General features: G+C 58.1%; 9 protein-coding genes and 1 pseudogene. 6 read left to right on the forward strand and 4 right to left on the reverse strand.

Annotated features, from left to right (window positions below):
* From eno to pnp, 5 genes and pseudogenes are all read left to right on the forward strand, one after another.
* Positions 1–208 (forward strand): annotated as a pseudogene (gene eno / locus K8W16_RS10785) (phosphopyruvate hydratase); the annotation flags it as partial.
* A gap of 110 nt (positions 209–318) precedes the next feature.
* Entirely contained in the window at positions 319–1,011 is a 693-nt protein-coding gene (locus K8W16_RS10790) for an outer-membrane lipoprotein carrier protein LolA (protein WP_304123591.1), read from the forward strand.
* Between the two features lie 119 nt (positions 1,012–1,130).
* Complete coding sequence (truB, locus tag K8W16_RS10795) at positions 1,131–2,057, forward strand: tRNA pseudouridine(55) synthase TruB (RefSeq protein ID WP_304123594.1); 927 nt, start codon at positions 1,131–1,133, stop codon at positions 2,055–2,057.
* A 39-nt stretch (positions 2,058–2,096) separates the two neighbouring features.
* Positions 2,097–2,360, forward strand: coding sequence for a 30S ribosomal protein S15 (gene rpsO / locus K8W16_RS10800; RefSeq protein WP_144277213.1), 264 nt, complete (start codon positions 2,097–2,099; stop codon positions 2,358–2,360).
* A gap of 162 nt (positions 2,361–2,522) precedes the next feature.
* Positions 2,523–4,778 (forward strand): polyribonucleotide nucleotidyltransferase, encoded by a 2,256-nt coding sequence (gene pnp / locus K8W16_RS10805; RefSeq protein WP_304123610.1) that lies wholly within the window; start codon positions 2,523–2,525, stop codon positions 4,776–4,778.
* A 254-nt stretch (positions 4,779–5,032) separates the two neighbouring features.
* On the opposite strand, the gene K8W16_RS10810 is transcribed toward pnp, so the two are convergent.
* The 4 genes from K8W16_RS10810 to K8W16_RS10825 form a co-directional block, all read right to left on the reverse strand.
* Positions 5,033–5,785 carry an SDR family NAD(P)-dependent oxidoreductase gene (locus K8W16_RS10810; RefSeq protein WP_304123597.1) on the reverse strand — a complete coding sequence of 251 codons (753 nt, stop codon included), beginning with the start codon at positions 5,783–5,785 and terminating at the stop codon, positions 5,033–5,035.
* A gap of 52 nt (positions 5,786–5,837) precedes the next feature.
* Positions 5,838–7,688: a TRAP transporter large permease subunit gene (locus tag K8W16_RS10815; RefSeq protein WP_304123600.1), complete on the reverse strand. Its 1,851-nt coding sequence runs from the start codon at positions 7,686–7,688 to the stop codon at positions 5,838–5,840.
* A gap of 74 nt (positions 7,689–7,762) precedes the next feature.
* Complete coding sequence (locus tag K8W16_RS10820) at positions 7,763–8,770, reverse strand: TRAP transporter substrate-binding protein (protein WP_304123603.1); 1,008 nt, start codon at positions 8,768–8,770, stop codon at positions 7,763–7,765.
* Positions 8,771–8,905: 135 nt separating this feature from the next.
* On the reverse strand, positions 8,906–10,897 hold the full coding sequence (locus K8W16_RS10825) for an FAD-dependent oxidoreductase (protein ID WP_304123605.1): 1,992 nt from the start codon (positions 10,895–10,897) through the stop codon (positions 8,906–8,908).
* 255 nt (positions 10,898–11,152) lie between these two features.
* Between K8W16_RS10825 and K8W16_RS10830 the strand changes: the two genes are divergently transcribed.
* Positions 11,153–11,560: hypothetical protein (locus K8W16_RS10830; RefSeq protein ID WP_304123607.1), on the forward strand; the 408-nt coding region annotated here is incomplete at its 3' end.

Genomic DNA, 11,560 nt, shown 5'->3' on the forward strand with positions numbered 1-11,560 from the left:
CGAAACCCAGGACACCTTCATCGCCGACCTCGCGGTGGGCACCAACTCCGGCCAGATCAAGACCGGCTCCGCCAGCCGCTCCGACCGTATCGCCAAGTACAACCAGCTTCTGCGCATCGAGGAGGAACTGAGCGACGTCAGCTTCTTCTTCGGCCCCATCCTCGCCGACAACTATGGGCTCACCCAGCCTGACGACGAGGCCGAATAAGCATGCCGGGCGGACTGCCCGCCCTTTTGAAAGAGCGGCCCGGCCCAAGCCGGGCCGCTCTCCTTCTACCGTTCCTTCTGCGCTCTCTGCCGGAAGGATTGAGGCTTACCATGAGTAAAGCTCTGCGTCTTTTGTTCTGTGCTCTCTTCACCCTCTGCCTTTTTGCCGCAAACGCCTCTGCCGCGGACATTTCCGCTACGGTGGAGAAAATGCAGGCTGCTTACGCCGCCATGCAGAGCTTCCGCGCCGAATTTTCCCAGCAGCTTCTGCAAAGGGAAAGCGGCGTGGTGGAAAAACGCGACGGCGTCCTCCTTTTCCAGAAGCCGCTTCGCGTACGCTGGGAAACAGCCGCACCCCATCCCGAACTTCTCATGGTGACGGACAGGGAAATCTGGAACTATCTGCCCGATGAAGAGCTGGCCTACCGCTACCCGAGGGAAATGGCCGAAGATTCCCGCTCGCTTATTCAAGTCATTACAGGCCAGAGCGCCCTTTCCCGTGACTTCGACGTAGAATCCGCAAAGGACGAAGAAGAGGGAAAGCTCATCCACCTTCTGCTCTACCCCAAGAACCCGACCACGGAGCTTACCGAAGCGCAGCTCTGGCTCGACCCGGAGACCTCCCTCATCCGCCGCGCCATGGTCATGGACTTCTACGGCAATACCAACACGATAGAGCTCAGAAACCTGAAGAAGGACGCTTCCGTTTCCGACAAGGATTTCCGGTTCACGCCGCCCAAAGGCACGGAAGTGGAAGACCATGTGGAAGCGCCGCACCCCGTGGAAAGGCCGCTTCTGAACTAGCAGAAAGCTTTTTTCGCGGGCCCTGCCGCCGGAAGGCCGCCAAGAACGCGCCTTTTCTTTCGCCCGACCCCTTCCGGGGCTGGACTATCACGATAATTAAAGGTACAGACATTTTTCGCATGGAACAACAGCACGGCATACTGGTACTCAACAAGCCCAAAGGGCTCAGCTCCGCGCAGTGCATCGCACGGATCAAGCGCCTGGGGCAGAAGAAAATCGGCCACGCCGGCACGCTCGACCCCATGGCCACGGGAGTGCTTCTCGTGCTCCTCGGCCACGCCACCAAGCTTTCCGGCTATCTTCTGGAAGGCGGGGTGAAAACCTACGGCGGCACGCTGCGCCTCGGCGTCAGCACCGACACCTGGGATGCCGAGGGTTCCATCGTCAGCGAAACGGCCCTCGGGGAGGACGACCTTGCCGAAGGTTCCGCTCTGGAGCTGGCCGCGCGACGCGAAGTCGCGGCCTGGCTTGAGGTGACGGAACAGCCCGTTCCGCCTTATTCCGCCGCAAAGCACCAGGGCCAGCCTCTGTACAAGCTGGCCCGTGCGGGCAGGGAAGTGCCCGCCAAGGTGAAAACTATACATGTTTCGCACGCCTCTGTTCAATGGGTGAACATGCCGGACGTGCGATTCCGGGTAACGTGCAGTTCCGGTTCCTACATACGGTCCCTGGCCCACAGCTTGGGGATTCGACTTGGGTGCGGAGCCATGCTCACGGAACTGACCCGGGAATACAGCCACCCGTTCGGACTGGACGTCGCCCACACGCTGGACGAAGTCCTCGCCGAGCCAGAAAAGCTGCCTGAGCGGCTCATGCCCATCAGCGCCGCCCTGCCGGGATGGAAAAATATTTCCATACCCCCCCGACAGGAAGCGAACCTGAAAAACGGCATTGCCGTTCCCCATCTGCCGGAATTCGGAGATTTTCTCCCCGGTGAACGCGCCCTCATCACGGCGCAAGGCGGCTCGCCCCTGGCTCTGGCGGAAGCCCGTATGGACAGGGAACGCCCTGTCTGGGCAGTACTTCGGGGGCTTTTTACCCACTAACCTCTGGCAGAAGCCAGAGAGGAGGATACCGCTGTGGCTATGGATTCCGCTCAGAAGCAGGCCGTTATCGCCCAGTTCGCCAAGCACGAAGGCGACACCGGCTCCGCTGAAGTTCAGATTGCCCTTCTCACCGCCCGCATCAACGGCCTCGCCGGCCATTTCAAGGCCAACAAGAAGGACTTTCATTCCCGCACCGGCCTGCTCAAGCTGGTCGGCCAGCGTCGCAAGATGCTGAACTACCTGAAGAAGACCGACATTCAGAGCTATCGTGCCCTGATCGAAAAGCTCGGCCTGCGCAAGTAGTCGCGCCAAGGATCGGAACGCAAGGGGGAGCGGGAGACATTCCGCTCCCCCATCCTGCATGAATGGGGCGACGCGCCCCCAACCTCAACGCGAGGAAGGAGCATCCGCGAACAGAGGCGAAATTTTCGTCTTTCTTCACGGAGTCTCCTTCCAGGAGTAACCATTATGGGTCTGCTCAACAGCACTCGTGTGTCCGCCACCGTGGGCGGCAAGGAAATCATTCTGGAAACGGGCCGTGTGGCCCGTCAGGCCAACGGCGCCATCTGGATCCAGTGCGGCGGCACCGTGGCCCTCGTCACCGTCTGCGAAGCCCAGCTCGACACTCCCAAGGACTTCTTCCCCCTCACCGTGGAATACGCCGAGCGCATGTACGCCGCCGGCCGCATCCCCGGCAACTTCTTCCGCCGCGAAATCGGCCGCCCCAGCGACCATGAAACCCTGGTGGCCCGCCTCATCGACCGGCCCATCCGCCCGCTTTTCCCCAAGGGCTACGGCAATGAAGTGCAGGTGCTCGCCACCGTCATTTCCGCCGACGGTGACAACGACCCCGACGTGCTCTGCATCACCGCGGCTTCCGCCGCCACCTGCATTTCCAACATTCCCTTTGCGGGCCCCGTGGCCGGCGCGCGCCTCGGCCGTGTGGACGGCCAGTTCATCCTGAACCCCACCACTGAAGAGCTGAAGCGCTCCGACATGGATATTGTGCTCGCCGCTTCCCGCGACGCCGTGGTCATGGTGGAAGGCGAAGCCAAGCTCGTTAAGGAACAGGATCTCATCGACGGACTGAACTGGGCGCACAAGGCCATTTTGCCCCTCATCGACGCACAGGAAGAACTGGTGAAGATAGCGGGCAAGGCCAAGAGCGAATTCACGCCCAAGGAAGACGACCCCGAGCTCTTCGCCTATGTGGAAGAACTCGCCATCAAGTCCGGCATGGAAGACGCCCTGCGCACCACCGACAAGCTGCAGAGAAAGGACGCACGCAAGGCGGTGAAAGACAAGGTGAAGGCCCTCATGTCCACCGATGAGCGCTATGCCGAAGACCCGGTCGCCCAGGCCGCTATCGGCGAAGTGCTGGAACACCTGGAAAAGAAGCTCGTGCGCCAGAGAGTCATCAACGAAGGCACCCGCATCGACAACCGCGACACCAAGACCGTGCGTCCCATTGAAATCGAGACGTCAGTGCTGCCCCGCGCCCACGGTTCCGTCATTTTCGCCCGCGGCGAGACCAAGACCATAGCCGTTACCACCCTCGGCAGTTCCTCCGACGAGCAGAAGGTGGACACCCTGAACGGCGATGAAAGCAAGCGCTTCATGCTGCACTACAACTTCCCGCCCTTCACCGTGGGCGAAGTGAAGTCCGTGCGCGTATCCCGCCGCGAAATCGGCCACGGCCACCTTGCCGAACGCGCCCTCAAGGCAGTGCTGCCTTCTTCCGAAAGCTTCCCCTACACCATCCGCGTGGTGTCCGACACCGTGGAATCCAACGGTTCCTCTTCCATGGCCGCAGTATGCGGCGGCTGCCTCTCCCTCATGGATGCGGGCGTGCCCATCAGTGCTCCCGTGGCCGGCGTAGCCATGGGCCTTATCAAAGACGGCGACACCTACACCGTGCTTACCGATATTCTCGGCGATGAAGACGCCCTCGGCGACATGGACTTCAAGATCGCCGGTACGGCCGAAGGCATCAGCGCCATTCAGATGGATATCAAGATCAACGGCCTGCCCACCGAAGTCATGGCCCGCGCCATGGAACAGGCCCGTGTGGCCCGCCTGCACATTCTGGACGTCATGGCCAAGGCCATGCCCGCCGTGCGCGAACTTTCTCCCTATGCGCCCCAGCATGAGGAAGTATTCGTGAACCCCGAGATCATCCGCATGATCATCGGCCCCGGCGGCAAGAACATCAAGGCCATTACCACCGCCACGGGCGCGGCCATTGATATTGAGGATTCCGGCCGCATCACCATCTTCGCCCCCACGCAGCAGTCCATGCAGGCCGCCAAGGAGATGGTGCTCTACTACGACCAGCACGCGGAACTCGGCAAGAACTACAATGCCAAGGTGAAGCGCATCATGGACATAGGCGCCATTGTGGAAATCCTGCCCAACCTGGAAGCTCTGGTGCACATCTCCCAGCTCGACACAAGCCGTGTGGAAAAGACGGAAGACGTGGCGCACCTCGGCGAAGACATGATGGTCAAGGTCATTGAAATCAACGGTGACCGCATCCGCGCCAGCCGCAAGGCCGTACTGCTCGAAGAGCAGGGCATAGAGTGGACCCCCGAAGACACGGCCCGCCCCGCCCGCCGTGAACGGAACGAACGCGGCGAACGCAATGAAGGCGACCGCAGAAATGAACGCCGCGGCGAGCGCCGCGAGCGTGGCGAACGCCGTCACGACCGCAAGGAAGACTGATCACTACGGCCCGGCAGATGCTCTGCCCCGGCCTGAAGGATAGATAAAGAAGCCGCCTCGGAACATGATTCCGAGGCGGCTTCGTATTTCCCGCACCTGCATGGGCCGGACAGGTACGGATAAGCAAAAACAAGATCAGTATCTGTTCACGTCGATATTACGGCAAACCATATTTTCCCTTCTCGTTACCATCCACTCATGACGTTTCTGTACCTGTACCGCCCGAAATCGCTTACGGGGAAAGGTATCTCTTTTTAAAAAGTTACCTCGGCGAAACGTGGGCCGCCGTCGGCCTGGCCCACGGGCATGAGTTCCATATAGCTTATATTCATGTGAGCCGGGCAATCCACGACCCACCATACCGCGCGGGCGATATCTTCAGGTTCCAGGGGCTTACCCTGGGAGTATTCCTTATCTGCCTTCGCCTGATCCCCTGCGTTGTGCACCAGGGAGAATTCCGTGCGCGTGCGGCCGGGAGCAAGGCAGGTCACCCGTATGGGCGTACCGAGAAGGTCGGAGCGCATATTGTCGGAAAGATGACGCACAAAAGCCTTGCTCGCGCCGTAGACGTTGCCCGTGGGAAAGGCTCTGTTCCCCGCTACGGAGCCGACATTGATTACATGCCCCCTGCCGCGCGAAAGCATGCCGGGCAAAAGGAGCCTCGTGCAGTAGAGAAGGCCGAGGATATTGGTCTGCACCATGGTTTCCCATGCGTCCAAGTCGCCGTCCTGTATACGACCTTCGCCGGCAAAAAGCCCGGCGTTGTTCAAGAGCACGTCCACAGAGGAAAACGCCTCGGGAAGACCGGCAAAAGCCCGGGCCGTCTGTTCGCGGCTCTGTATGTCGAAACAGAGACTGAGGAAACGCTCTCCCAGCTCCTCGCGCATTTCCTCCAAGCGCTCCCTGCGCCTTCCCGTACCTATGACATTCCAGCCCTTGTCGACAAAAAGCCGTGCGGCAGCGCGGCCCAGCCCGGAAGTAGCTCCGGTGATGCAGATGGTACTCATGAAATTCTCTCTCCAGAGCCGCCCCGGCCCTGTGCCGGGGCGGCGACGAAACCTACATGAAGCGTGTAAGAATGAGCGATACCGCCGGAACATAGGTGACGATGAGCAGCATGACAAGCATGGACAGAAGCAGCGGCACCGCCGCAAGCGCGATCCTTTCCGTGCGCTCGTCGGAAATGGCCGCCGCCACGAACAGACTCTGCCCGATGGGCGGGGTAATAAAGCCTATGGCCAGGTTGCACACCATGATTACGCCGAAATGCACCGGATCCACTCCCAGTTTGATCATCATGGGCATGAGAATGGGGGCCAGAATCAGTGTGGCCGAAGCAGATTCCATGAGCGCACCCACCACGAGCAGCAGGAGGTTCACGATAAGCAGCATGGCGATCTTGTTGGAGGTAAGGGTGAGCATCCACTCGGAGATGAGGTCGGGGATCTGCTCAATGGCCATAACGTACCCGAATACGCTGGCCATGGCTACGAGGAAAAGCACCGTGGCGGCGGTAACGGAGCTGTCCACCAGCACCTCTATCATGTTCTTGAGCGTGATCCCCTTCAGTACGAACATGCCCACAAGGAAGCCGTACAACGCGGCCACGCCCGCAGCTTCCGTAGGCGTCATGATACCGCCGTAGATACCGCCCAGGATGATGACGGGAACCATAAGCGCCCAGCGGGCATCCCACAGAGCCTTGCCTATTTCACCCCAGCTGTATTCCTTGTCTTCGCCCTTCCAGCCGTTCTTCTTGGAAATATACCAGGCCACGCCCATGAGCATGCCCGCAGTGATGAGACCGGGGAGAATCCCGCCCACAAAGAGCTTGCCGATGGAGACATTGGTGATGACGCCGTAAAGCACAAAGGGGTTGCTCGGAGGGATCATGACACCGATAGCACTGGAGCAGGCCACTATGGCGGCGGAAAAAGCCTTGGAGTAGCCGCGTTCCACCATGGCGGGAATAGTGATCATGCCTATGGCCGCGCAGGTGGCGATGCCGGAGCCGGAAATGGCTCCGAAGAAGGTACAGGCCACCACGGTAGCCATGGCCAGGCCGCCGGTGCGGCGGCCGAGCATCATGTCGGCAAGGCCGATGAGCTGTCCGGAAAGCCCGCCTTTCCCCATGAAAATCCCCGCGAGCACGAAGAAGAACACTGCGAGCATGGGGAAGGAGTCCAGCGAGTTATAGGCCGTCTGGGCGATGATATTCATCTGCAGGAAGCCGGATGCATGGATGGCGAAGGCCCCGGCGATGCCGAGCACCACGGCAATGGGAATGCCGAGCACCATACCGCCGAACAAGGTGAGCAGCAGGACGAAGGTGGGGCTGTGCTCAATAAACACCATGGGCGCGCTAAGGGCGACCGCAAGAAAAATGGCGAGCACAAGCTGCAATACGCCGGTTTCCCTCACGAGCTTCACGCTGTCCTGAATCACACGTATGCTCTGAGCCAAAAAACCGAAAAAAAGGATGGAATAGGGCAGGTAATAGGGAATACGGAGGGTCGGCGTTTCCTGCGGGAACTGGAACTGGAGCCTTATAAGGCGAACAGCCAGAAACACGATGATGCTTGTAAGAGCAAACGTGGCAACATTGTTGAAGAGCAGGACGAAATTATGGTACTTCTTCGGGACAAGCCAGTCGATGAACGCCGTCATGCGTATATTTTCACGACGTTTGATAACAAGAGGAACAGCGAAATAGGTACCCCATATCAGTGAAAAAAGAGCGAGCTCTTCCACTGCCGAGGTATCGACGTTCATCTTGAACCAGCTGCCGAGAAAATAACGGGCAAACACCTGATAGGGAATGAGCAGACACGCAGCCACACAGGCGATGACGATGACGGGCTTTTCCGCGTTTTCATCCAGCCAACGCAGAACTTTCTGAAATGTTGCCATGGGGCGGCTCCTGGAAAAATTTTTACAAAAAGGGGCAGGGGCCATACGCTCCCTGCCCCTGAGAGAAAGTCTTATTACTTCTGCACGTCCTGAATCAGCTTGATGAATTCAGGATCGATCTGCGGCAGGTACTCGTCATACAGGGGTTGAAGGTTCTTCTTGATCTCAGCCTTTTCCGCGTCGGTAAGCTCGATGAGCTTGATGTTGTGCTGCTTGCAGTATTCCATACCCTTGGCTTCGAAATCCTGGCTCATGACCCACTCTTCCATCTGGGACTTGCGGCCGGCGTCGAGAATCATCTTCTGCTGTTCAGGGGTGAGGGCGTCGTACTTGGCCTTGTTCATGACGACGAAGATCTTCGCCATGTTGTGACGGGTAAGGAGGAAGCGGTCTTCGAGTTCGGCGCGGTTGAAGGAAGCGAAGGTGCCGAAGTTGATGATTTCGCCGTCTACGGTACCCTGCTGGAGAGCGGTGTACACTTCGGTCCAGCCCACGGGGCAGGGGTTCATGGCAAGGGCGTTCACAAATTCCTTTTCAATGGGGCTCATGGTCACGCGGGCCTTGACGCCGCGCGCGGTGGCCAGATTCTCCACGCCGGAGCGGGGAGTGAAGGCATAGCTTCTGAAGGGAGTGTCGAGGGTCATGATGAGCTTCAGGCCGACCTTCTGGGCCTCGCCGTCCACATACTTGTAAAGCACGCCGTCATAGTGATCAAAGGCCTTCAGGAACTGCTCATTCTTGGAGAATTCCACCATGTAGGGCAGATCCATGGCCAGAAGGGGCTTGATGAACAGGTTGAGCTGGCTCTGGCCGATGAGGCTGAAGTCCAGCGAACCCTGCTGGGCCATTTCGGTGGTGACGCGGTCGTTGCCGAGCACGCCGTTGCTCATGACGCGCACTTCAAACTCGCCCTTGGAAATCTCTTCCAGATTCTTGGCGAACTGATTGCAGCCAAAGGTATAGTCGTCATTGGGGCCGCCGGTATTGGCCAGACGGAAGACGGTTTTAGCGTCGGAAGACAGAGGGGCCAGCATCATGCCGGTAACGGCAAGAACCACGCAAAGTACGGAACGCAGATTCATGAGGACTCCTTCTTGCTGAGGGACAAGGATGTGTGAACAACGGAAAAACTGCCCCGGTTTCCAGAGCGATGTTCCATCACGGTAATGTCGTGGAGGGGAACGGCGCTCTGCGCCGTTCCCGTTAAAGGTTATGTCCTACAGGCGGGCAGCCGCATCCCAGCCGGATTCAATGGCCGTCCTGATGGTACCCACGTTGTCGCAATCGCCCACATTGATGACGTCAAAGGCCGTATCGGCAAAGGCGTCCCTTTCCGCCGCGAGGGAACGGGAACCCGCGCTCACGATGACGGTATCGGCTTCCAGCAGGTTTTCCTTACCGTCCTTGTCGCGCACAGTCACGCCTTTGTCGGAAATGCCGACGCAAAGCATTTCGGTGAGGGCCGTCACATGGTTCAGCCCCATGTGTTCCTCAAGGCTCATACGCTCGGAAATCTGGGAGTTTGCAGCCAGCCACTTGGTCATTTCCACCACGGTTACTTCATGCCCCTTGCCGGCGAGCTGAATGGAAAGTTCGCAACCTACGGAACCGCCGCCCACGATGACAACCTTTTTGCCCACCTTGTCTTCATTGCCGAACACGTCCCATGCCAGCGTAGCATGCTCGATACCAGGAATGGGCGGCACGTTCTGCGTCGCGCCCACGGCCACGATGCAGGCGTCGAAATCGGCGTCTTCGATGAGCTTCGGAGTGGCCTTGGTGTTCAAAAGTACCGTGACGTTGCTCTTGGCAAGCTGGGTGATGAAGTATTCGCGCAGGTCGCGCACATGGTTCTTGAACCACAGATGATCGGGATAGAGAGCAAGCTGGCCGCCCAGCCTGTCGCCCTGTTCAAACAGCGTCACGTCATGGCCGCGCTCGGAGGCCTTGAGGGCAGCCTGCATGCCGGCCACGCCACCACCCACCACAGCCACCTTCTTCGGCGTGGTTTCACGCAGCATGTATTCCTTGTACTGGCCCTGCCGGTACAGGGGGTTCACGGAGCAGTGCCCATCGAAGGTAGCGGTGTCGGAAATGTTCACTTCGGTAGTCAGAGAGCCGCGGCGACCGCCGTCCAGGCAATAATCGCAACGGATACAGGGGCGGATATCTTCTTCGCGGCCTTCGCGCACCTTATTGAACCAATACGGATCAGCCACGGACTGACGGCCGATGAGCACATAGTCGCACTTGCCTTCGGCAATGAGTTTTTCCGCCGTGGCCGCGCTGCCTATGGCACCCACAACGCCCACAGGCACCTTCACGCCGGCCTTCTTCAGAGTATAGGCGGCTTCGGCGTTGTGGGCTTCAGGCACGAAACAGGTAGGATGCATTTTCGGACGGGCATGGGCGTCGAGACGCGTACCGCAGGAAACATGGATCATGTCCACATAATCCTGGAAGATCAGAGCCTGCTGGGCGCAATCGTCAGGAGTGATGCCTCCTTCCTTCTTGTCGTCGCCGTTGAGACGCACTTCTATGATCATGTCATAGCCTATGGCGTCGCGAATAGCCTTGATGACTTCCAGAGGATAGCGGCAGCGGTTTTCCACGGAACCGCCGTATTCATCGGTACGCTTGTTGCACAGCGGGGAGAGGAAGTTGTTCATCAGCCAGCCGTGGCCGTAATGCAGAAGGATGCCGTCGAAGCCGGAACGCATGGCGAGCACGGCGGCATCCACATACATTTTCTTGACGTCCTCCATGTCCTTCTTGTCCATGGCCTTGGTCATACGGCCGTTGTACATGAAGGCGCTGGAACTGATGAGCTCGTATCCCGGCCAGGGAAGCATGCAGCAGCCGGCATGGTAGATTTCGCACAGCGTCTTGGTGCCGTACATGTGCGCGGGTCGCTGGAGATTGTGCATATAGATGAATCCGTCGACCTCATCATCCAGCACCAGGTCGCCGCGATGGCCGCCGTTGGCGGGAATTTCCATGGGAACGGTGATGCAGGCCGCGCCGCCGCGGGCCCAGTGCATGTAAAATTCCACGCCATCGCGGTTAAGGCGATGATGAGAGTCCACGATATCGCCCTGGGAGCCGATGGGAGGAACCATGATGCGGTGTTTAAAGGTAACCTGCCCCTTCTTGCCGACGGTAAGCGGAGTAAAGACATGGGGATACTTTTCTTTGTACAGTGGTTTCATCGACTTCCTCCCGATGTTTGATCATCCGGCCGGAACCGGCGTTTCCCATGCACCACGGGAACCAGTATGGCCGGATGCCGTAAAATTTCATGCTGTAATGAAAAGCTTGCCTTTTCTCCTTTCTCTATGCTAATTTTATGCCATAGTATTTCTCTTTTATTATCAAGAGGTTATAAAATGAACGAAAAACTGACTTCCAAAATATCAGAGCTTTCCTCCTATATATCGGAATTAAAGAATAATGACTCCGATATAATGGATCATTATGAGACCTATATCGGCGCCGTGGAAAGGCTTATTCAGGGGGACACGCTGGAAGAAAGCCTGAACGCCCTTTTTCTCTATCTTTCCGAAATACTGCCTCTGACCTACCTGTTCTATACTCCGCCCTATGAAAGCCAGGAAAGCAACCACATACACATCAACCGTGATGGCGTGCGCCTTTTTAAAAATATCAAGACGCCGACACGCACACAGATCAACCGTATTTTCGAGCATCGGGCAAAATTCAGCACCAACAAAATGTTCTACATCAAGTCCAGCAATTATATGGATACCTTTTTCAACATAATCACAAGCCAGGTAAAAATAGAATCGCCATGTCTGTATTTTTATTTCTTATACCGTGGTCAGGTACAGGGAAGCATTTACTTCGGCTGTTCC

It is taken from the genome of Mailhella massiliensis, from assembly GCF_020741395.1.
Lineage (GTDB): Bacteria > Desulfobacterota > Desulfovibrionia > Desulfovibrionales > Desulfovibrionaceae > Mailhella > Mailhella massiliensis_A.